Source organism: Pseudomonas sp. TAE6080, assembly GCF_018732265.1.
GTDB classification, from domain to species: domain Bacteria; phylum Pseudomonadota; class Gammaproteobacteria; order Pseudomonadales; family Pseudomonadaceae; genus Aquipseudomonas; species Aquipseudomonas brenneri.
The window spans coordinates 83,876-106,041 of sequence record NZ_JAHIDY010000022.1; the positions used below are offsets into that span (position 1 = coordinate 83,876).

General features: G+C 59.9%; 13 protein-coding genes. 8 read left to right on the forward strand and 5 right to left on the reverse strand.

Going from position 1 to position 22,166, the window contains the following annotated elements:
- Nucleotides 1-54: 54 nt before the first annotated feature.
- Nucleotides 55-2,346 (reverse strand): fatty acid cis/trans isomerase, encoded by a 2,292-nt coding sequence (locus KL786_RS17420; protein WP_215518412.1) that lies wholly within the window; start codon nucleotides 2,344-2,346, stop codon nucleotides 55-57.
- Between the two features lie 165 nt (nucleotides 2,347-2,511).
- Between KL786_RS17420 and metH the strand changes: the two genes are divergently transcribed.
- The gene (gene metH, locus KL786_RS17425; protein ID WP_215518413.1) at nucleotides 2,512-6,222 is read left to right on the forward strand and encodes a methionine synthase; all 3,711 of its coding nucleotides are present in this window, start codon (nucleotides 2,512-2,514) and stop codon (nucleotides 6,220-6,222) included.
- 48 nt (nucleotides 6,223-6,270) lie between these two features.
- Here metH and KL786_RS17430 read toward each other — a convergent pair whose 3' ends face one another.
- Nucleotides 6,271-13,275, reverse strand: coding sequence for an NEL-type E3 ubiquitin ligase domain-containing protein (locus tag KL786_RS17430; RefSeq protein WP_215518414.1), 7,005 nt, complete (start codon nucleotides 13,273-13,275; stop codon nucleotides 6,271-6,273).
- 114 nt (nucleotides 13,276-13,389) lie between these two features.
- Between KL786_RS17430 and KL786_RS17435 the strand changes: the two genes are divergently transcribed.
- Nucleotides 13,390-13,605 carry a DUF2970 domain-containing protein gene (locus tag KL786_RS17435; RefSeq protein WP_215518415.1) on the forward strand — a complete coding sequence of 72 codons (216 nt, stop codon included), beginning with the start codon at nucleotides 13,390-13,392 and terminating at the stop codon, nucleotides 13,603-13,605.
- Nucleotides 13,606-13,611: 6 nt separating this feature from the next.
- On the opposite strand, the gene KL786_RS17440 is transcribed toward KL786_RS17435, so the two are convergent.
- On the reverse strand, nucleotides 13,612-14,691 hold the full coding sequence (locus tag KL786_RS17440) for an ABC transporter substrate-binding protein (RefSeq protein ID WP_215518416.1): 1,080 nt from the start codon (nucleotides 14,689-14,691) through the stop codon (nucleotides 13,612-13,614).
- Between the two features lie 452 nt (nucleotides 14,692-15,143).
- On the opposite strand from KL786_RS17440, the gene KL786_RS17445 reads away from it, so the two are divergent.
- From KL786_RS17445 to KL786_RS17455, 3 genes are all read left to right on the forward strand, one after another.
- Complete coding sequence (locus tag KL786_RS17445; protein WP_215518417.1) at nucleotides 15,144-16,802, forward strand: nitrite/sulfite reductase; 1,659 nt, start codon at nucleotides 15,144-15,146, stop codon at nucleotides 16,800-16,802.
- Nucleotides 16,786-17,280, forward strand: coding sequence for a DUF934 domain-containing protein (locus tag KL786_RS17450; RefSeq protein ID WP_215518418.1), 495 nt, complete (start codon nucleotides 16,786-16,788; stop codon nucleotides 17,278-17,280). The genes KL786_RS17445 and KL786_RS17450 overlap by 17 nt, the downstream gene beginning before the upstream one ends.
- Nucleotides 17,281-17,723: 443 nt before the next feature.
- On the forward strand, nucleotides 17,724-18,281 hold the full coding sequence (locus KL786_RS17455) for a hypothetical protein (RefSeq protein ID WP_215518419.1): 558 nt from the start codon (nucleotides 17,724-17,726) through the stop codon (nucleotides 18,279-18,281).
- 148 nt (nucleotides 18,282-18,429) lie between these two features.
- On the opposite strand, the gene KL786_RS17460 is transcribed toward KL786_RS17455, so the two are convergent.
- Nucleotides 18,430-19,284 (reverse strand): LysR family transcriptional regulator, encoded by an 855-nt coding sequence (locus tag KL786_RS17460; RefSeq protein WP_215518420.1) that lies wholly within the window; start codon nucleotides 19,282-19,284, stop codon nucleotides 18,430-18,432.
- Nucleotides 19,285-19,382: 98 nt separating this feature from the next.
- On the opposite strand from KL786_RS17460, the gene KL786_RS17465 reads away from it, so the two are divergent.
- A complete protein-coding gene (locus KL786_RS17465) occupies nucleotides 19,383-20,021 on the forward strand; it encodes an FMN-dependent NADH-azoreductase (RefSeq protein ID WP_215518421.1) in 639 nt (212 codons plus the stop codon).
- A 46-nt stretch (nucleotides 20,022-20,067) separates the two neighbouring features.
- Here the strand turns inward: KL786_RS17465 and KL786_RS17470 are convergent, their stop codons facing one another.
- Nucleotides 20,068-20,625 (reverse strand): NADPH-dependent FMN reductase, encoded by a 558-nt coding sequence (locus KL786_RS17470; protein WP_215518422.1) that lies wholly within the window; start codon nucleotides 20,623-20,625, stop codon nucleotides 20,068-20,070.
- 227 nt (nucleotides 20,626-20,852) lie between these two features.
- Between KL786_RS17470 and KL786_RS17475 the strand changes: the two genes are divergently transcribed.
- Both KL786_RS17475 and KL786_RS17480 read left to right on the forward strand, forming a co-directional pair.
- Nucleotides 20,853-21,077 carry a hypothetical protein gene (locus KL786_RS17475; protein ID WP_032861205.1) on the forward strand — a complete coding sequence of 75 codons (225 nt, stop codon included), beginning with the start codon at nucleotides 20,853-20,855 and terminating at the stop codon, nucleotides 21,075-21,077.
- Nucleotides 21,078-21,169: 92 nt separating this feature from the next.
- Nucleotides 21,170-22,069 (forward strand): LysR substrate-binding domain-containing protein, encoded by a 900-nt coding sequence (locus KL786_RS17480; protein WP_215518423.1) that lies wholly within the window; start codon nucleotides 21,170-21,172, stop codon nucleotides 22,067-22,069.
- Nucleotides 22,070-22,166: the final 97 nt, after the last annotated feature.

A 22,166-nucleotide genomic window follows, 5' to 3' on the forward strand; every position in this document is an offset into this window, starting at 1 on the left:
GCCAATCGCCTGCGCGGTACAAAGTCCTAGTATTTTTGTCAGGCAAATCTGCATCTACAGGTTCTCGTAGCGATTCATGTCCAGCACGCCCTCTTCCACCGGCGTGGTTTCGTGCAGGTACTGCGACAAATCGTGGAAGTACTCCCAGAACTGCGGGTGACTGCGGCGGATGCCCCAGCGCTCGACAATCCGCTCAAAACGCTTGGCGTCCCTGGCCAACTCCATGTCTTCGACGAACTCCGGTACGTCCTCGGCAGGCACGTTGAAGATGAAGTTGGGGTAGCTGCTGAGCACGCCTGGGTAGATCGTCAGGGTATCCAGGCCCGGCTGATAGCGATAAGCCTCGCCCAACATGAATGCCACGTTACTGTGGGCGCGGTTGCGCAGCAGGCTGTAGACCTCACGTTTGCCGCTGCGGGTCTGGATGCGCAGCAGGGTGGCTTCGGGCAATTGCTCGATCACCTTGAGCCCGGCCGCCGGCCTTGAGGTCAGGCGGCTGAGGGTCTGTTCGGCGTCGCGCAGTTGCGGGTCGAGGCCAGGGCGCGAGCAATACGCACCCATGCAGCGGTTGATGGGGTCCGCACTGGCATTCAGGCTGCCAAAGCGGGCCAGCAGTTGATTGGCGAAGTCACGTTTCGGATCTTTCTCATCCAGCTTCAGGCCCGTGGGCTTGTCGTTGTCGATGGCTTCATAGTCCAGCCACAGCTTGACCTTGCCGCTGTTCTGGTACCAGTCATCGAGGAAACCATCCCGTGAGTCCGCCGGCATCAGGCGCAGGAAGTTCTGCTCGGCGCCATTGCGGATCAGGTCGAAATACAGGCGCGTCTGGGCCTGGTGCGAGACATTGCCAAACACATCAAAATTGACTGCCAACTGGTAATAGGTGCGCTCCAGCAGTGGGTAGTCGAATAGCCACATAGTCTGCGGCACTTCGCCAATCAGGCCCTTGGTCACCGAGGCACTGTCGAAGTGGCGGAAAATGCTCAGCAGCGCGTTGTCATTGCCCTCCCACAGGCTCGACCAGCCCGGCGCCGGCAAGTCGGCGTAGTTGTCGCGGCGCAGGGCCTCGTACTCATTGCGTTTGTCGCGGTAGGCCAGCCACAGGCCCAGCACGCTGCCCACGTCATCGTTCTGCCCCGGCATCGCCAGCAACGGCGTGGCCTGGCCGCGATAACGGGCATCAGTGATGTACAAGTCGTGGTCCGGGTCCTGGAACAGGGTCCAGAAGTTGTCGCGGATCACGTCCGTGGCAATCTGCCCACGGCACACCGGCCCGCGAATAAAGGTGCGCACGAAGTATTCGGCGTTATCCAGCATGAACTGGTAGCGCGCCTTGGCCGGGATTGCCTCGAAGGTTTCGAACGGGTTGGCCCGGCGGCCAGGCCCGTAGCCCGGTAACGCCACGGCTTGCCAGTCGCCGCTGTAGAACAGCGACTTGATCCGCGCCATCTTCGCCGCGCTGAACGGATAGGTGATGTGGGTCTTGTGCACGATCACCCCTTGTACCGGCCACAAGCGGTAGTACACCTGGGTGCCAGGATCGTCATTGGGACGCCGGGTGTTGATCAGGTCGATCGGCTGGCCACTGGGCGTACGCGAGCGCACCCACTGGAAGTAATGCCCCGGCTCACCGCCTTCAAAATAGATATGGGCGAGGAACAGATGCTCGTACAGCCAGCGCGCCACCAGGCTTTCCCGGGCGCCGGGCTGGTTCAGCAGGTTTTCCCATTGCTGGACCTGCAAGGCTTCCTGGGCGCTGGGCGCCAGGCCTTGCTCGTCAATTGGCGCGCCGGACGCCAGCCAGCGTTGCAGGGTCTGGTACTGCTGGTCGGTCAGGCCGGTGACGGCCAGCGGCATGCCTTCTTTGGGGTGCGCGCCAGCGTAGGCGTCGAACTCACCAGGTAACGGGCACATGTTCTCACGGTTCAGGCCCAACACGATCTCATCAGGCAGCTTGGCATTGGGCGCCAACGGCGTTTTATGGCCCAACTCCAACATGCGCGCCATCAGCCCGGCCTGGGTGCCCTGGGCATCAAGCACCGAGCCAAACCCCTGGCGCTGCCAGGCCGTCTTGCCAAAGGCGTCATAAAACAACCGGGTCGGCTGTGAAGCCTGGCTACGCTCACCGTTGTACACGGGGATTTTGCTCGCGCCACGTGCCGCACCTTCGCCACTGCCCAGGTTGAGCTGGCAGGCGGAGTCGTAGCAGGCATGGCAAGCCACGCATTTCTCGGTGAAGATCGGCTGAATGTCACGGGTATAGGAAATCGCCGGGGCGGGTCCGTTGGCCTGTGCGATGCAGGCGACCAACGCCAAGGCGGCACTGGTGATGATGCGAAGTGACATGTATCCGGTCCCGATTCAAAGCATGCGCTGAAAAATTGCGGCAATTCTACCGATGTCGACACGCTATCAACATGAGCGATATTCATGCAAAACCCTGACATGCTCTAAAAGCGCACAGGTTTGCTATGATCCACGCCCTCCGTAATGCCTGATTAGAGTAGCCCCATGTCCGATCGTAGCACTCGCCTGCAAGCCCTCCAGCAAGCCCTCAAGGAACGCATCCTGATCCTCGATGGTGGCATGGGCACGATGATCCAGAGCTATAAGCTGGAGGAAGAGGACTACCGCGGCAAACGCTTCGCCGACTGGCCGAGCGACGTCAAGGGCAACAACGACCTGTTGATCCTCACCCGCCCGGATGTGATCGGCGGGATCGAAAAGGCGTACCTGGATGCCGGTGCCGACATCCTCGAAACCAACACATTCAACGCCACCCAGGTGTCCCAGGCCGACTATGGCATGGAGGCGCTGGCCTATGAGCTGAACCTGGAAGGCGCGCGCCTGGCGCGTAAAGTCGCCGACGCCAAGACCCTCGAGACCCCGGACAAGCCACGCTTTGTCGCCGGCGTCCTCGGCCCCACCAGCCGCACCTGCTCGCTGTCGCCAGATGTGAACAACCCCGGCTACCGCAACGTGACCTTCGATGAACTGGTGGAGAACTACACCGAGGCCACCAAAGGCCTGATCGAAGGCGGTGCAGACATGATCCTCATCGAAACCATCTTCGACACCCTCAACGCCAAGGCCGCGATCTTCGCCGTGCAGGGCGTGTACGAAGAACTGGGTGTCGAACTGCCGATCATGATTTCCGGGACCATCACCGACGCCTCCGGCCGCACCCTGTCGGGCCAGACCACCGAGGCGTTCTGGAACTCCATCAGCCACGCCAAGCCGATTTCCGTCGGCTTGAACTGCGCCCTGGGCGCCAGTGAGCTGCGTCCATACCTGGAAGAGTTGTCGAACAAGGCTGACACCTATGTATCGGCGCACCCCAACGCCGGCCTGCCCAACGAGTTCGGCGAGTACGACGAGCTGCCAGCACAAACCGCCAAGGTCATCGAGGAGTTCGCCCAGAGCGGCTTCCTCAATATCGTCGGCGGCTGCTGCGGTACCACGCCGGGGCATATCGAGGCCATCGCCAAGGCCGTGGCCGGCTACGCGCCGCGCCCGATCCCGGACATTCCCAAGGCCTGCCGCCTGTCGGGCCTGGAGCCGTTCACCATCGATCGCCAGTCGCTGTTCGTCAACGTCGGCGAACGCACGAATATCACCGGTTCAGCCAAGTTCGCCCGCCTGATCCGCGAGGACAACTACACCGAAGCCCTGGAAGTCGCCCTGCAGCAGGTGGAAGCCGGCGCCCAGGTGATCGATATCAACATGGACGAGGGCATGCTCGATTCGAAGAAGGCCATGGTGACCTTCCTCAATCTGATTGCCGGCGAGCCGGATATCTCCCGTGTGCCGATCATGATCGACTCCTCCAAGTGGGAAGTGATCGAGGCTGGCCTCAAATGCATCCAGGGCAAGGGCATCGTCAACTCCATCAGCATGAAGGAAGGCGTCGAGCAGTTCATCCATCACGCCAAGCTGTGCAAGCGCTACGGCGCAGCGGTGGTGGTGATGGCATTCGACGAAGCCGGCCAGGCCGACACCGAGGCGCGCAAGAAAGAGATCTGCAAGCGCTCCTACGACATCCTGGTCAATGAAGTGGGCTTCCCGCCCCAAGACATTATCTTCGACCCGAACATCTTTGCCGTGGCCACCGGTATTGAAGAGCACAACAACTACGCCGTCGACTTTATCAACGCCTGCGCCTACATCCGCGATGAGCTGCCGTATGCCCTGACCTCGGGCGGCGTGTCCAACGTGTCGTTCTCGTTCCGCGGCAACAACCCGGTGCGCGAGGCGATCCACTCGGTGTTCCTGCTGTATGCGATCCGCAATGGCTTGACCATGGGTATCGTCAACGCCGGCCAACTGGAGATCTACGACCAGATCCCCGCCGAACTGCGCGACGCGGTGGAAGACGTGGTGCTCAACCGTACCCCGGAAGGCACCGACGCCCTGCTCGCCATCGCCGACAAGTACAAGGGCGATGGCAGCGTCAAGGAAGCCGAGACTGAGGAGTGGCGTGGCTGGCCGGTCAACAAGCGTCTGGAGCATGCACTGGTCAAAGGCATCACCACGCACATCGTTGAAGACACTGAAGAGTCACGCCAATCGTTCGCCCGTCCGATCGAAGTGATCGAAGGCCCGTTGATGTCCGGCATGAACATCGTCGGCGACCTGTTCGGCGCCGGCAAAATGTTTCTCCCGCAAGTGGTGAAATCCGCCCGCGTGATGAAGCAGGCCGTGGCCCACCTGATCCCGTTCATCGAACTGGAAAAGGGCGACAAGCCGGAAGCCAAGGGCAAGATCCTCATGGCCACGGTCAAGGGCGACGTGCACGACATCGGCAAGAACATTGTCGGCGTGGTGCTGGGTTGCAACGGCTACGACATTGTCGACCTGGGTGTGATGGTGCCCGCAGAGAAGATCCTGCAGGTGGCCAAGGAGCAGAAGTGCGACATCATCGGCCTGTCCGGCCTGATCACGCCGTCCCTGGATGAAATGGTGCACGTGGCCCGCGAGATGCAGCGCCAGGACTTCCACCTGCCGCTGATGATCGGTGGCGCGACCACCTCCAAGGCGCACACCGCAGTAAAAATCGAGCCCAAGTACAGCAACGATGCGGTGATCTACGTAACCGACGCCTCGCGCGCGGTGGGCGTGGCCACCCAGTTGCTGTCCAAGGAGCTCAAGGCCGGTTTCGTCGAGAAAACCCGCCTGGAATACATCGACGTGCGTGAGCGCACCTCGAACCGCAGCGCCCGCACCGAACGCCTGAGCTACCCGGCGGCCATCGCCAAGAAGCCACAGTTCGACTGGAGCACCTACACCCCGGTCAAGCCAACGTTTACCGGGGCCAAGGTGCTGGACAATATCGATCTCAAGGTACTGGCCGAATACATCGACTGGACGCCGTTCTTCATCTCCTGGGACCTGGCCGGCAAATTCCCGCGCATCCTCACCGATGAAGTGGTCGGTGAAGCGGCGACCGCGCTGTACGCCGACGCACAGGAAATGCTCAAGAAGCTGATCGACGAAAAGCTCATCAGCGCCCGAGCCGTGTTCGGCTTCTGGCCGACCAACCAGGTGCAGGACGATGACCTGGAAGTCTACGGCGACGACGGCCTGCCGATTGCCAAGCTGCATCACCTGCGCCAGCAGATCATCAAGACCGACGGCAAGCCGAACTTCTCCCTGGCCGACTTTGTTGCGCCCAAGGACAGCGGCGTGACCGATTACATCGGTGGGTTCATCACCACCGCCGGCATCGGTGCCGAGGAAATAGCCAAGGCCTACCAGGACGCGGGCGACGACTACAACTCGATCATGGTCAAGGCCCTGGCCGACCGCCTGGCCGAGGCCTGCGCCGAGTGGCTGCACCAGCAGGTGCGTAAAGATCACTGGGGCTATGCCAAGGACGAAGCGCTGGACAACGAGGCGCTGATCAAGGAGCAGTACAGCGGTATCCGCCCTGCTCCCGGCTACCCGGCGTGCCCGGACCATACCGAAAAAGCCCAGTTGTTCCAGTTGCTGGACCCTGAGGCCCGCGAAATGCAGGCCGGGCGCAGTGGTGTGTTCCTCACCGAACACTACGCGATGTTCCCGGCAGCGGCGGTCAGCGGCTGGTACTTCGCCCACCCGCAGGCGCAGTACTTTGCCGTGGGCAAGATCGACAAGGACCAGGTAACGAGCTACACCGCACGTAAAGGCCAGGACCTGGCCGTGACCGAACGCTGGCTGGCGCCGAACCTGGGTTACGACAACTGAGGGTTGCTATCGCCGACAACCCGGCTCCCCTAGGAGCCGGATTGTCCCTTATATGTTCAGCGCTGTTCGTTCCTGCCGAGTAAGGCGGATCGCCAGGGCGGTACGCTGCTCCTTGCTCCAGGCCCCCAACACGGCGTAGTCGCGCAGGTAGTCCGCGCCACCGTCGGGATAGCGCTCATCCAGCGCATCGGTCTTCTGTTCCAACTCGCGGGCCAGGGACGAGAAGTCCGTGGCGTATTTTTTCTTCAGGTAATTGCACCAATACTCAAGGCCCACCAGTTTCTCCTCGAAATCCGGCGTGTTTTCACTGTCCACAATCGTGGCATACGCACGGTCAAGGTCGGCCTGGGAAACCTCCGACAATTCGCCGAACAGCATGCCCGTGGGCTGCCTGGGTAGCTCCAGGCGCTGCGCCAGGCCAATACGCAAAGCCAGGCGAATTTCTACCGGGTCGATGTCCGGACGCCTTTCGATAGTCGTTTGGGCGATGCCCTCTACCGCCTCCAGCCGGATCATGCTGCGGGCAAATTTCAACAATTGAGCCCCGTCCTGCCCCACCTCAGCCACTCTCAGCGCGTCAAACTCAAGCACACGGGTTTCAAGGGTATTGAACAGCAGGATCCTGCCATCACCACAGGTGACATCCGGCACCAGCGCCGTCGCCCTGGCAAACAGGTCACGCCGCATGGCCGGGTTTCGGCTGATTGCTTCCAGCACCGTCCACACACGCTGCGTCAGTTCGGCCGGAGCCTCAAGGAAGTCCTCGGTATGGCGCAACTGTGAAAGGCTGAAGAAAAAGTCGCGACTACCTTCCTGTGCATTGAGCTCGTCCCAGATCCGGTGTTTTGACGAGTGTTGCGCCACCCCGGCAAACCACTGGGCCTTCTGCATATGGGGGGTCTCGATTTCCGGATGATCCAGCGAGTAGTCAGAGGTGTCGGAAAAACCCAGCTCATCGCGTTCCCGGTACTCCAGGACCATGACCTCAAGCTGCTCGACGGAAAATCCCAGGCCATTGCCGGTCTGGCCCAGGTAGACCTGCAAATTCTCACAGCTTTGCTGATCAAGGCGGTTGCCCGATAAGTTGGTGCCCGCCATCAATGGGCGATGCTGAGGCTCGAATACCGCATCCGGCAGGGTCTCTACCCAGTTGTCACGCAAATCCAGGGTCCGCAGGCGTGGTAATTCGAGCAGCGACATGGGCCATTCGTCCAACATGTTCTGTTGCAGATACAGAGTGTCGAGCTGCGCCAGACCACTCAACTCCAACTCGCCAATTACGTTCTCGCCCAGATCCAGCCATTCCAGTTCATGCATCTGCGCCAGATAATCCTGTAGCTGGGAGGTGCCCTGCAGTTCATTCCTGCGCAGCTCCAGCCGCCGCAACCGGCGGAACTCACCAAGAGCCTCAGGCAAGGCGCGCAGACCGTTGTTGCTGAGTGTCAAGCTGCGCACGTGACTGAAGGCCCGCAGGAACTCGTTGGAACCCTGGGCCGTGAGATTGACGCGGCTCAGGTCCAGCTCACTGACGTGCGTAAAGGACCTGGGTAACCCCGGCAAGTCTCCCAGGGACAAGCCGGACAAGTCCAGGCGCTCAGCCCCATCGACCCCAGCCGTGAGGGGCCTGGCGCGCAGGGTAAAACGCCAACTCTCCAGCAACCGGTCCGCCGCACGTCGGCGGTCCAGTGCGCTGATCCAGCTGCCGTCCTGGTAGCCATGGACATCCATCCACTCATTGAGCAGCGACACCCATTGCCCATACTCGGATTCCCACTCTTGCAGCCGCGCGTCGATCTGCATGGCATCGAGACCGATGGCGCGCAGCTCTTCGATGCGCTGCGCCGCCAGCGTGCCGTCCAGCGCCGGATCCAGGCGTTGCAGGCGCTCTGATGGCGCCAGGTCGATGGCCGTCGTGGGCAGCGCAACCAGCAAGTCGGGGCGGCGCAGCATGTCCTCGGCAAAGTACTCCGGCTCGCCCCCCGTCATGCCTTGGGCCAGAAGTTCACGAGGGATGCCCAAGGGGCTTTCCTGCGGGCTTGCAGGGTAGTCACGGGCGTAACGCCGGGCAAACAAACGCGCATCGGCACGCGCTGCCACGCTCAGGCGGCAGCCGCGCAAGCGGGTATTGGCCAGCAGCAGGTCATGCCCTTGCAGCGCCGCTTCGGGGATCGAGGTGACGGCGCTGTGGCTCAAATCCAGGCTGTGCAAGGATGGCAGTTCAAGTACACCCTGCGGCCAGTCGCTGATCGCACTGTGGCTCAGGTCCAGGATCTGCAGCTCGCGCAGACCGCTTACATCCAGGCCACTGATGGGGTTGTACGGCAACCGCAGCGATACAAGCCCGGCCAACCGGCTCAACTGCGCCTGGACCGCGGGGGTGACAACCAGCCAGTTGTGGGACAGGTCCAGGTGACGCAGGTATGGGAGGTCAACCAGCCCCGAGGGCAGTTCGGCCAAATTGTTGCGGGCCAGGTTCAACGTATCGAGCCGGGGGAAGTGGCCAAGCCAGGTATTGATGCCGTCCAGCGGCACACCTATGTCACTGAGGTTCAAACTGCGCACATGGGTAAACCCGGTGGCAGGCAACTTGGGCAAATCAATCAGGTTGGCATCTGACAGGTCCAGTACCGTTGCCGCAGCCGACATCTGGCCATCATCGACAATGCGCGGCTCCAGGCCTTGGCGCCAGCAATCAAGCAGTGCTTCGGAAGCGATCTGCCGCTCGACCTCAACCCTGCCAACGCCGGAGTCACGATTTGACCATTGCTCCAGCTCATCGACCAACCGGTGGTGTTCCTCGCGCACGCTGTTAACCTTCTCCAGACGCTGGCGGGGGGTCAGCCCCCGCGCGCTGAAATGGGCCAAGACCCGTTCGATAAAGGCCGCAGCTCCAGGTTGCAGACCGCCCAGGACGCCTTCGCAGTAGCCCTGTACCAGCCGCTGCTCTTCGACCAAATGGGCCGGGTTGTCATGCAGGTGCTCATAAACCTTCATGAATTCCTGAGGTTCATAGGCTGACCAATTCATTTGCAGGCCTCGCCACAAGCGTTGGTGCCCGGTAAACATTTCATCGGGTACAGAACGCAATTGGGTCTGGGTTATATCGAGAAACTCCAGGTGCTCAAGCTCCAGGATTCCTTGTGGCCAGGTTTCCAGCGTCCCGGATACCGTTAAACGACGCAACGCGGTCAACCCGCTGACGTCCAGGGTTTGCAGGTTGCCTGCCAGGGATAACTGCCTGAGCCCGGCCATGCGCCCAAGCGGGCGCAGTGCTTGCGCCGAATACGTGAGCGAAGGGCCGGTGAACGATAGTTGGGTGATCCCGGGCGCGCTCGCCAAGCGCTCTGTCACTGCACCCAGGTGCTCGGGGCGCACATACAACTGCAGATGTTGCACGTTGGGAAACCGCTGGAGCAAAGCAGTGGTTTCCTGGGCCAGCAATGCGCGCCCTGACAGGTTCAGGGTTAGCACATGGGAAAAGTCAGCCTGCCACTCGGGCAACGCCTCCTCTACCCGTAAACTCAGACTGCCATGGGCCGCCCTATCCCGATCAAAGCCTTGGCGCCAACAGTCGATAAGATCTTCAACCGAACGCAGGCGCCTCCCATCCTCCCCCGCCCATTGTTCAAGGGTCGTACGCAATGCCGTCAATTCGCGCTGGCGGTTGGCAAATAGCCGCCAGATTTGCGAGTCACTTTCACGGTCCAGCCGGCGGGCCGTTACCAGCGCCTGTGCCTCGGTTTCGCTCATGTTCGGATACACACTGCGCGCATGGGCGATCAAGGCGTCATCCGTGGCGAAAAGCTCTCCCCGCCCCGACAACTCATACCCCAGACGCCCGCTCGGCAGGCGTAACGCTGGCCGCGCGCGTGGCGTGCGCAACTTGAGGATGTCGTGGGCGATGATCTCGCGGTGCTCCCTGGCGTAGGTCGCCAACGCCTGCTGCAAGTCCCCGCCCTGGCCGGTCGGTACTAGCGCTCGACGCGTTTCATCGGGCAAGGCGTCCAGGATCGACTGGAACAGATTGCGTCCATGGGCGGGCACGCTATTGAGTGCGCGGCCACTTGCATCATGGGCCTGGAAGCACTCGCCGCTCTTGACCAGGTATCGGCGCACTGCGGCGCTCTCATCGCCAATGCTGTCCAGCAAGGGGCCGCGAATGCCCCCCAGGCGCATTTCAAGGCGCACACCTTGGGGCCATCCGGGCAGGCGCGCCAGGGCCTGCAAGGCAAGCCGGTCACTGTCAGTGTTGGCCAGCCGGTCACGGTGCAAGCCACTGATCGCCCGGCTCAATCGCCCCTGTTGCATACTAAGGCGGGCCTGGTGGTCCAGGCGCGCGCTGACACGCCCGCTGTCTTGCAGACGCCTGAGCTCCTGCGGGCTGGCGCGGTCAAGCAGCTCCTCACGAGCGCGCTGGGTCAAGCCGGGAAACCGCCGTTGCAGTGCCCCACTGTCGCTCACGGGCGCGCCATTACCGTGTAGTTGGGCGTCGAACAGCGCCGCCTGCCGTTGTAGCGCGTAGTCTGCCAGGCGCTCATTGAATACCTGTTCCCTGGGTAGCCCCCCCCAACTGGAGGCGCTGCCCAGCAAGCCGGTGACTTGCTGTTCATCCAGGCCATTCAGCACCACTTTGGCGAGTTTGCCTTGCAGCAAATCGGCGCGGCTGATTTTCAGAGTTGGGCGGCCATCGTCCGCCGACAACGGGCTGCCATAGCGAGTCGAGCGCCCCGCCAGCTCCTCACCCAACCCTTCCTGCCCTGGCTCGCTGCGCCCAACCACCGCTATCTGCTCAAACACCTCCAACACCCGCCCTGGGGGCCAGCCGGGCATTTCCACGGCGAGGGGCAAGGCGTACTCGTGGCGGCTGTCCAGACCTGCACCACGGCGCAGCCGCCCGATCAGTTCATCAACGTCGCGGTCGGCCCTGAACGCCTCCAGGGTATCGGCCAACACGGCGGGCACCGGCACCCCGTCCAGATGCACTTTGCGCAATAGGTCGTCCTGCACACCGCTTACGTCGCCAATCACACTCAAGGCCTCATCCGAGAAACCTTCGGTGATAGGTCCCAATCGACGCAGCAGGGTCAGGCGATCCCAGGCCAAGGGACGTTCATGACTGTGCCGCCAGGCCCCTGCCCGGTTGTGCTCAAGGATCGGCTGGTACGCCCGGGGGTTGCGCGGGTGTTTGATTCGCCATTTGTTTAGCTGCGGGTCGAAGGTCTTTTCATAGAGCGCGTTATTGATGCGCACATGGAGCCTGCCATCGACTTCGTACTGTCCCAAGGCATTGGGTTTGCTGCCGGGCATCAGGGCAACGTCACTTTGGTACACACCCAGGTCCGGTTTCCATAAGCGAACCTGCCCCCCCGGCAACTTCACCGGGACCAGGTCTTCGATAACCGGTTCAGGCCTTAACTTGCTCAGGGCCTTACCGCCACCAGCCGTCACACCAAGCAACGCAAGGTTCTGCGCCAGGTCGATCAAGTGCGCCTTGGCAGCCTTGCGATCGCCCTCGTTCCACTCCTGCGCGGCCTCAATCACTTCCGTCAACAGTTGCTCGGCCATCACCGCCATCATGAGTTCGCCCAGTACCGGCACAAACCCCGCGATCGCACCCAAGCCGAACATCCCGATATTGAGCAGCAGGGCCAGCTTTCGCGTGCGCACCCTGGCATCGACGTCCGCCGTGGGCACGGCGTGGGCGGCAGCCTCAGCGAGGCTCTTGTCCCGGTGCTGCTCATACAGGTAGGTCCACAGGTCGACCTTATCGCTACCCAATGTCTGGCCTTTGAACGCCAACGCCACGGGCGCCAGATAGGGGGCCGGGTTCGGCACCTGGGGGGCCAGGGGCAAGGGTGGGAAATTCTTCAGCTTGAAAACGGTCACTTTGCTGATCAGTTCATAAAGCTGGCCTATGCCGGGGAAGTTCGAGCCGACTTTCTCGCGCAAGGTGGCATCGGGCGCATCCAGGGTGAATTGGCTGAAGTAGTGCGAGCGATCGGCATAGTCGACGAACTGACTGAAAAAAACCTGGTAGGCCGTGGGGCGATCCACCCGGGTCGAGGCCGAGCCCGGCGTGCTCAAGCGTTGCTTCAGGGCCGCCAACAGTGGGGCACGATGGGTGTAGCGTCTTAGAGGCTGATAAGGGTCCTGAGGGATGTACAGGATCTGCGAATCGACACGCTCGTCATTGAGGACCAGAAACAGCACACAGCCGGTCATGCGCAGCTTCATCAGGCCAAGGTCGCAGATCCACACCGGTTTTCCGCCCACCTGCGGCGAGCGTTCGCCAGCGATCACCGACAGCACCACGTTGTAGTCAGCCTGGGTAATGTCCTCGCGCAATAGGGCCAACTCAGCCGCCGCGCGCATCGCGGCCTTTTGGCTGGCGATGAATTGCTGGCGCAGGGTGGTTTCGTGGGTGGTGAAAAAACCCTTGAGATAGGTTTGGAACTTACCGCCCAGATCCAGGCTGCGGCACAGCCTTAAAAACTGATGGACCTTAAGGCTACCCAAGCGCACCGGTAGCAAGGAATCGGCGGCTGCGCTACCACGCGATGACGCTTGCCAGCGGAAGCCCGACGATGAGTGAAAGGCCCCTTCCTCGCATTCACCCTCCTCGAAGTTGTGCAGCGCCGCCTGCAATAGCTCCAGCTTCAAAAAATCGTAGGTTCGCGCCTCGATATTGAAATCGCTCACCAGCAGGGACTTCTTCAGGCTTAACCATGTGGCAATGTGGGGGGCCAGGGTTACGCCATACTGGTCCTTGAGCGCCTTGACCAGCAGCGGCCGGGCAAACACATCGATGCTTTGCAAGGCCGACATGGTTTGGTCAAGGGCTGTCTGCGCGGTGAAACTTGCGATAAAACAGTCATGTAACTTGCGACGTTGCTCGGGTGTCGCGTGCCAATAGGCCGGCGGTAAAGAGGTATCGGCGTGTTTGAGTGCCATTCGGCGTGAGGGCGTGCTATCGACCAACCATTTCGGCATGGCGCTGATCAATAACGGTCGATGGATACTGGGTGTTGCCGGCAACGCGGGCGAGTCGGTCATGATGCGGCTCCAGGAAAAGGAGCCACAGCACATCACAGGGACCAAGGCCAACCGTGGTAACTACGTCTATCCTGTGGGGAGCAGCAACTTCTACCAGCCCTCGCAGGAGGACTCATGGACGCACCGGACAATAAACCGCCGACTTTCTGGCAGATGCTTCATAGCGTGATGGCTGCCGCTTTCGGGGTACAAAGCGGCAAAAACCGCGCACGGGACTTTACCCATGGCAAACCCAGCCACTTTGTGGTGCTGGGGATTGTATTTACCGCCGTATTTGCCCTGACGCTGTTTGCCATCGTCAAGCTGGTGTTGCTTGTGGCCGGGGTATAGGCCCGATTATTTCAACAGCATCTGCAGGCTGAAGGGATATTGGTAGGCCGCAGGCTTGCCCAGGGCCGAGAGTTCGCGAAAACTCACACCATCGCCCTCATGGTCACGCTTGTCCAGCAAGAGCTGGGCCTGTGGGCCGTCAATCAGTTGGAATAACTTCACCTGCCGCTCGCGCCCGCCGTGGCGTTGGATGTCCACGCCCCTGGCGTCGTCATGCAGCAGCACCATGGCCCAGCCACCGACGGTAAAATGCCCGGCCACCAGCGCACTGATTCGTCCCAGCAGGCGCGCTTGCAGGACGTCGGGAGAGCTGTTGATCGCGCTGAACAAAACCTCCTTGCCGGGCGTGCGCCCGCTGCCATTCAAGGCTTGCATCGCCCCCAGGGCCATTTCATCATTGGCCGACCAGACCAGCGTGGCCTGCGGGTAACGCTTGAACATCAAGGTTGCTTGATCAAAGGCGCGCTGGCGGTTCCATTCGCCATAGACCAACTGGCGCAAATGAACTTCAGGGTGTTCGCGCAAAGCGCGCTGCAGCCCCTGCTCGCGTGCCTGCGCGACCGGTGTGTTCTTGGCGCCGGAGAATGCCAGCAAATCAAGGGTTCCACCGGCCGGGACTGGGCCATGCTGGTGCAACAACTCCTTGAGCATCAGGTAGCCGCCCTCCTCGTCGTTAGCGGTGATGCTGCCCATCCAATTGGGGTACTTGCCAGCGTCCAGCAGTTGCACCTGATCGGGTGTCAGGGCGTTATTGACAATCAGCAACTTGACCTGGCTGCCCTGGGCCATGCGCAGGATCTGCGGGGCGATGTACTGCTCATTGACCAACACCAGGTAATCCGGGGATTGTGGGCCTTGCAGTGCTTCGCGGGCTTGTTGCAGGGTGTTTTGCGGGTCGCGCTCGGAATAGCGCACACGCAAATCCAGGCCGAGGTCCTTGGCCGCGGCCTGCATGAATTGCGTATAGCTGACCCAGAAGGTTTCAGTGGACATACCTGGGTTGAGAAACACCACTGACGTGGCATGGGCCATCGCCCCGAACGTCATCCCCACCCACCACAAGCACCCGCAGATAACCTTCAACATTACTGCCCGAACCCTGAGAATTGACAGATCATAATAGTGGCAATGAGCCTTTTGATCTTGCCTATTTGTCAGCAGGTCGGACAATTTCGTAGCGATCAGTTCCCTCTATTGATGGCTGACCCAGAACACGGCGGTTGCAACCACCAGGATAATCAGGAACAGAATCGCCCAAGCGTCCACGGTACTGTCGGGTTTACGGGCTTTGGTTGGATTGCTCATCGCATCGCCTCTTGTCGGTTTTATAGGTGATTGCACTAAGACTCGACCACAGTAAAGATCATGCTTTCCCGCATGACAAGTGTGGGTATCGCGATAACTGTTCTCATTAGTCGATTTGGTTCTTTGCATATACTAAAACATCACTTTTGCGCATAAACGCAAGCTGGTATCGTGCGCCGGCTCCGTTGGGAGTGCGCGGCCGTGCGCGCAGATTTGCCGAGAACAGGACCTATATGTACGTATACGACGAATACGATCAGCGCATCATCGAGGACCGCGTCAAGCAGTTCCGTGATCAGACCCGACGCTATCTGGCAGGTGAACTGAGCGAAGAAGAGTTCCGCCCTCTGCGCCTGCAAAATGGCCTTTATGTTCAGCGCTTTGCGCCGATGCTGCGGGTCGCCGTGCCTTACGGCCAACTGACTTCGCGCCAGACGCGCATGATGGCCAAGATTGCCCGTGACTTCGACAAGGGCTATGCCCACATCAGCACCCGCCAGAACGTGCAGTTCAACTGGCCGGCCCTGGAAGACGTGCCGGACATCCTGGCTGAATTGGCCACCGTGCAGATGCACGCCATTCAGACCAGCGGTAACTGCCTGCGCAACGTAACCACCGACCAGTTCGCCGGCGTGGCCGCTGATGAAGTGATCGACCCGCGCCCGTGGTGCGAGATCGTTCGCCAATGGACGACGTTCCACCCAGAATTTGCCTACCTGCCGCGTAAATTCAAGATCGCCATCAATGGCTCGACTTCCGACCGCGCCGCGATCGAAGTCCACGACATCGGCCTGGAGCCGGTGTACAACGCCGCTGGCGAACTGGGCTTTCGCGTGCTGGTCGGTGGCGGCCTCGGCCGTACGCCGGTGGTCGGTGCCTTCATCAATGAATTCCTGCCGTGGCAAGACCTGTTGAGCTATCTCGACGCCATCCTGCGTGTGTACAACCGCTATGGTCGTCGTGACAACAAGTACAAGGCGCGCATCAAGATCCTGGTCAAGGCCCTCACCCCCGAGGTGTTTGCCCAAAAGGTCGACGCCGAGATGGAACACCTGCGCGGCGGCCAGACCACCCTGACCGAAGCCGAAGTGCATCGCGTGGCCAAGCACTTTGTCGACCCGGACTACAAGGCCCTGGGCAACCAGGACGCCGAACTGACCGCACTCGACCAGCAGCACCCAGGCTTTGCCCGCTGGCGCACCCGCAACACCCTGGCCCACAAAAAGCCGGGTTATGTGGCCGTGACCCTGTCGCTGAAACCTACCGGTGTTGCACCGGGCGATATCACCGACAAGCAACTGGATGGCGTCGCCGACCTGGCCGAGCGCTACAGCTTTGGCCAACTGCGCACCTCCCACGAGCAGAACATCATCCTCGCGGACGTTGAGCAGAGCCAACTGTTCACCCTGTGGGGCGAACTGCGCGAGGGTGGTTTCGCCACGCCGAACATCGGCCTGCTGACCGATATCATCTGCTGCCCGGGCGGCGACTTCTGCTCCCTGGCCAACGCCAAGTCAATTCCTATTGCCGAATCGATCCAGCGCCGTTTCGACGACCTGGACTACCTATTCGACATCGGCGAGCTGGACTTGAACATCTCTGGCTGCATGAACGCCTGTGGTCACCACCACGTCGGCCATATCGGCATCCTCGGGGTGGACAAGAAAGGCGAAGAATTCTACCAAGTGTCCCTGGGTGGCAGCGCCAGCCGCGATGCGAGCCTGGGCAAGATCCTTGGCCCATCCTTCGCCCAGGAAGCCATGCCTGACGTGATCGGCAAACTGATTGACGTCTACGTCGAACAGCGCACTGAAGATGAGCGTTTCATCGACACCTACCAGCGCATCGGCATTGACCTGTTCAAGGAGCGCGTCTATGCAGCGAATCATTAAAAACAACCAAGTCGTCGACGAAACCTGGCACCTGCTGCCCAAGGACGCGGCGTTCGATGGCGTCTCCAATTGCGACGACCTGATCGTGCCATTGGCCCTGTGGCGTGAGCATGGCCACGCCCTCAAGGCCCGCGATGGCGGCCTGGGTGTGTGGCTGGACGCCGATGAAGAAGCCGAAGAAATCGGTGATGACGTGCAGCACTTCCAGGTCATCGCCCTGAACTTCCCGGCCTTCACCGACGGGCGCAACTACTCCAACGCGCGCCTGCTGCGTGACCGTTATGGTTACAAGGGCGAGCTGCGGGCGATTGGCGATGTGCTGCGCGACCAGTTGTTCTACCTGCACCGTTGCGGTTTCGATGCCTACGCCTTGCGCGCCGACAAAGACCCGTACGAAGCGCTGGAAAGCCTCAAGGATTTCTCGGTGACCTATCAAGCGGCAACGGATGAACCTCTGCCGCTGTTTCGCCGCCGCTAAGCCCTGACAGGAAACAAAAAAACCCGAAACCTGGCGTCGCAGGTTTCGGGTTTTTTATGGCTTCCCCCATCAATCAGAACCCGCACTCCCTGTGAAGAGAGGGCTTGTTCCTCGTTGGGCTGCGCAGCAACCCTAAAACCTGCCCCTCGGTCCATCACAAAACCCACGCTCGTAGTGGCGCTGGAGCGACCCCAAGCAGTCACCGGATAGATTTAAACAAGCCAACCACAGCGTCTGTTGACACATGGTGATTATTTTTAATTTTTATCAACTCTATATTTATAGCCAAAGCATCTAAGAAACTGTCAATTATCACAGGTTACCTATTTTTCATTTCGTCTAGTTTCTACTTGGGTATGTTTCTCGTACCCATGACGGGTAGGCTTTAGTGCTTTTCGATAGCTGCAGCTTTCCCTATCCATTACCTGTCGGTGGAGACTATCATGAGTTCTGACGTAGAAAGATCTTTTACAGGTCGACTTAAGTATATGTATAGCAACAACTCCAAAAGAGCTGCTGTGAACTTTAATACATTGCAAGAAGCCAGTAGGCCCGATGGCTCTGGCGCAATCCCCAGCGCCACTAGATCAGAGTATCTATGTGCAAACACATACGATTCCGAGGGAGCCCTACTCTACTTTCGTTGCGTTGAAAACTCCTATGTAATTTATAGCCGCGATAAAAATCAGCACAATGGAAAGTCGCTTTACATGTATGGCAACCATCTGTGCCCAGGGAGCAACTCAAGCAATTTTGACATTGGCATATATAATGATGAGTACAAAAAACAAACAAAGTTTGATTTGAGTGCAGTTCCTATCGAGAGCAACTCTATTAAAATCAGTCTTAACTCCTTGGTGAAAGGGATAATCGGGGTGTATGAGGAGGTAAATGCTGCCGGTTTCTGGTGGGGATATTTATATGCGAGTGGCGCAAAGGGCGGAGTGGGTTTTGAGCTGACTATAGTTGAACGAAATGTTGACTGGTTAAGCAAGGGGTAGAAGTACAGTTACATCATATGCACATACGGCGCAGACCGTTTATTTGTTCCGTCCCGATCCGCCTTTTCACTGCACCGGAAGCCCGTAGCGATGCGGGCTCGCGCCTGGGCATTGTCAGGCGACAATAGTCAGTTAATAGTTCCGACATCTAGTGACGAAGAGATGCGCCGTAACGGATAACGACTTGGGTGACCGCCTGGATAACACCCGGGTCGGCATCCGGTGCACTGAACAAGCGGAACACTGCATCAGGCAACGCGGGCAAGCCATACTCAGCACCAAGCTCTGCCAGCCCCTGGGACACCTGGCTACGTGCCATGGGCGCGATGGCGAAGCCGGCCAGCGCCGCAGCCTGTAAAGCGGCATAGCTGGTGCAGAGCATCGCGGTGCGCTGGGCAATCCCGGCTTGCGCCAGGCGACTCAGGGCGACTTCCCGGTAAGGACAAGGCTCGGGGAACAAGGCCAACGGCAACGGCGTGGGCAATACGCCCGCAGGCTGCGCAGCCCAGGCCCACACCAACGGCTCCTGCCACAGCGCCAGGCCAGGCTCGCTGGATTCACACAGCGACCCTACTACCAAGTCCAATTCACCCTGTTTCATCAAGGTCAGCAATGAGCCAGGAATGCTCACCTGGACCTTGACCTGCATGCCTGGATAGCCAGCGGCAAATGCCTGCAGCTCGCGTAGCAGGCGTGCATCGGCGAACTCTTCGCTGATGCCGATGCGCAGATCCCCTTCATACGCCGAACGGGTCAGTTCAGCCCAGGCATCACGGTTGAGCGCGAGGATACCGCGCGCATACGTCATCAGGCGCTCACCATCGGCGGTCAGTTGTTGTGAACGTGTGGTGCGGGTCAGCAAGGGCTTGCCCACCTGCTCTTCCAGGCGCCGCAGGTGACCACTGACCGCTGACTGGGTCAGGTGTAGCCGAGAGGCCGCGCGACTGAAACCGCCTTCATCGACTACGGCCACAAAGGTTTTGAGGAGTTGGGCATCGAACATATATGGATTCGTGATCAATCATAGATATAAATACGATTTATATTCCATCAATCGCTATGTTGCAATCGCTTGGCCCCCTCACCTCCTTGAGACAACTCATGGCCACTCTATTGCACCTTGAATGCTCCCCGCGCAAACAGCGCTCCGCCTCCCTGGAAGTGGCGCGCAACTTCATCAGCCGTTATCAGCAAAATGCGCCACACACCCAGGTGGTGACCCTGGATCTTTGGGGACTGGAACTGCCGGAGTTCGATGGCTCGGTCATGGCGGCCAAGTACGCCGGCCTGAGCGGTACGGCCCTGACCGAGGAACAACAAACCGCATGGAGCGCTGTCAGGGGCCTGGCGGCTTACCTGCATGAGGCGGACATACTGGTGTTTTCGGTGCCACTGTGGAATTTCGCCATACCCTACAAGCTCAAGCACTTCATCGATGTGGTGTCGCAGAAGGATGTGCTTTTTGACTTCAACCCGGAGCATGGCTTGCAAGGCCTGTTGCATGACAAGACGGCAATCAATGTGTATGCACGCGGCATGGATTTTTCACAGGGAACGGACCCGACCGGGCACCCCATGGACTTTCAGAAACCCTACATGGAGGCCTGGCTCAAGTTTATCGGGGTGACCGATGTACATTCATTGTATGTAGAAAAAACCATCCTGGGGCCTGACGTGGACCTGGCGTCACGCCAAGCTGCCAATCTGCAAGCGCAGTATCTGGCCGACCAGCTGAGCTGACCCAATGCAACAGCCCCAGCCACCAGGACTGGGTCTGGTTGATCCGTCAGCCCTTCTGCTTTGCTACCCACTTGCCATAGGCATCGATGAACGCCTGCAAGAACGGCTTGGTTTTTTCCGACAGCTTGCCCGCCTCATCGAACGCACTGCCTGCGCCACCCAGATAGGCTTCCGGCTGCTGCATGCAGGGCACATCCAGAAACACCAGGGACTGACGCAAATGGTGGTTGGCGCCAAACCCGCCAATGGCCCCCGGCGACACACTGATGATCGCCCCCGGCTTGCCGCTCCAGGCGCTCTGGCCGTAGGGGCGTGAGCCTACGTCAATGGCATTCTTCAAGGCCGCCGGCACCGAGCGATTGTATTCGGGGGTGACAAACAACACCGCATCGCAGGCAGCCAACTGCTGGCGGAACGAGGTGTAGGCCGCAGGCGGCGTTGCGCCATCAAGGTCTTCGTTATAGAGCGGTAATTCGCCGATTTCGACGATGCTGAGCTTGAGGTTGGCCGGTGCCAATTGCGCCAATGCCAGGGCGACCTTGCGGTTGATCGACTCTTTTCTCAAGCTGCCGACCAGTACGGCAATCGTATAGACCTTGCTCATGGGGCTTTCCCGACATCTGACTAAAGGAACCTGTAGTTATAGAGCCTTCGCCGGCCTATCACCAGCGGGTTTTGCCCAACTGGCGGTTGTTTTGCGCCGAGATCTGCCTATAGGAAAAATAAGCAGAACATCAACGAATAGTATTTTTCCTATGTAGGTAAACTACCCGCCTTAATGACGGTCTACAGAACCGCAAATCGGTGTTTTTCTCCAGAGGTTCTAAACAGATGGCAGCAGTACTTGTCGGACAATTCCATGCCCGCGACGCGGAAGGCCGCGTTTATTCAGTGCATGAATTTCAGGAGTCCACCTCGTCAGACGGCGGTTCAGAACCGGTAATTTCCTACAAACTGGCGATTGGTGACCGGGTCAACAAGGTCGATGACAACACCTTTGTATTGGTTCAATCGCAGGTCTCCCTGACCCGCGAACCCGAAAACACGCCTGTTTGATAAGGCTGTGCCTCCAGGCAGAAGTCATATGAGCGGACTTGGGTTAGGATTCACCCGGTGAATCCCTTACCTGCTGAACATGGACTTCATGCATGCGTTTACGTCATATCGAAGTGATTCAAGCCATTTTGCAGACCGGACACCTCGGCACTGCCGCCGAATGGTTGCAACTGGCTGTGTCCGATGTGGACGCCACCCTCAAGGACGCTGAACAGCAGCTGGGATTCATGCTGTTCGCCAGCGTCCGCGGGCGGTTGCAGGCCACCCGCGAAACCCTGGCCATGCAGGCGCAGATCGCCCATCTCTACGAAGCCCTGGAGCCTATACAGCGCCTGGCCAGCAGCCTCAAGCACCATCATGCCCCACCGCTGCGCACGCTCTGTACACCGCCCTTGGCCAACCAACTGCTGCCGCAAAGCATCGCGTTGTTGCGCCGACGCTTCCAGGACACCCCCTGCAACCTGTCCAGCCAACCGACACGCGACATCGTCAGGAGCCTGCTGCTGCATGAGGCCGACCTGGGCCTGAGCCTGCATGACCCTGAACACCCGCAAATCACCAGTACCGTGCTGGCCCAAGGCAAGTTGCAGTTGTTGGCACCCCATGGCTGGCTCAAGCCCCGGCAGAAATACATCGCCCTGCAAGAACTGGCCGGCCAGTCGATGATCGGCCTGGAGGGGCAAGACCCGTTGAGCCAGTGGCTGGACAGCAAGCTACAGGCCCTGCGACCGTTGCCGGTGATCCAGACGCGGGTGCAGACCTACCAGATGATGCGCAGCATGGTCGAGGCCGGCGAAGGGTTGGCGGTGGTTGATCCATTCACCGCCAGCGGCGCGCGGGAGGCCGGCCTGGATACTTGCCCGCTGTCGCCGCCAATCATGGTGAGTTTGTATGGATTGACGGTCAAGGACAGCAGCCCGAGCCCTGCGCTCAATGCGTTGCTGGAGATTGTCACGCAGAAGGCACAAGCCCTGTTGTCCCCGATCGGCTAAGCACGCACTCACAGTGGCCTTGCTACCGTGTAGGAGCGAGCTTGAACTGGCCTAATGAATTTGGACACATCAATAGGGCGCTATGATGGCGCCCAAA

Bases quoted from the DNA above. Each gene is read 5' to 3' on its own strand.
- KL786_RS17420 (WP_215518412.1), bottom strand. From the start codon at position 2,346: ATGTCACTTCGCATCATCACCAGTGCCGCCTTGGCGTTGGTCGCCTGC.
- metH (WP_215518413.1), top strand. From the start codon at position 2,512: ATGTCCGATCGTAGCACTCGCCTGCAAGCCCTCCAGCAAGCCCTCAAG.
- KL786_RS17430 (WP_215518414.1), bottom strand. From the start codon at position 13,275: ATGACCGACTCGCCCGCGTTGCCGGCAACACCCAGTATCCATCGACCG.
- KL786_RS17435 (WP_215518415.1), top strand. From the start codon at position 13,390: ATGGACGCACCGGACAATAAACCGCCGACTTTCTGGCAGATGCTTCAT.
- KL786_RS17440 (WP_215518416.1), bottom strand. From the start codon at position 14,691: ATGTTGAAGGTTATCTGCGGGTGCTTGTGGTGGGTGGGGATGACGTTC.
- KL786_RS17445 (WP_215518417.1), top strand. From the start codon at position 15,144: ATGTACGTATACGACGAATACGATCAGCGCATCATCGAGGACCGCGTC.
- KL786_RS17450 (WP_215518418.1), top strand. From the start codon at position 16,786: ATGCAGCGAATCATTAAAAACAACCAAGTCGTCGACGAAACCTGGCAC.
- KL786_RS17455 (WP_215518419.1), top strand. From the start codon at position 17,724: ATGAGTTCTGACGTAGAAAGATCTTTTACAGGTCGACTTAAGTATATG.
- KL786_RS17460 (WP_215518420.1), bottom strand. From the start codon at position 19,284: ATGTTCGATGCCCAACTCCTCAAAACCTTTGTGGCCGTAGTCGATGAA.
- KL786_RS17465 (WP_215518421.1), top strand. From the start codon at position 19,383: ATGGCCACTCTATTGCACCTTGAATGCTCCCCGCGCAAACAGCGCTCC.
- KL786_RS17470 (WP_215518422.1), bottom strand. From the start codon at position 20,625: ATGAGCAAGGTCTATACGATTGCCGTACTGGTCGGCAGCTTGAGAAAA.
- KL786_RS17475 (WP_032861205.1), top strand. From the start codon at position 20,853: ATGGCAGCAGTACTTGTCGGACAATTCCATGCCCGCGACGCGGAAGGC.
- KL786_RS17480 (WP_215518423.1), top strand. From the start codon at position 21,170: ATGCGTTTACGTCATATCGAAGTGATTCAAGCCATTTTGCAGACCGGA.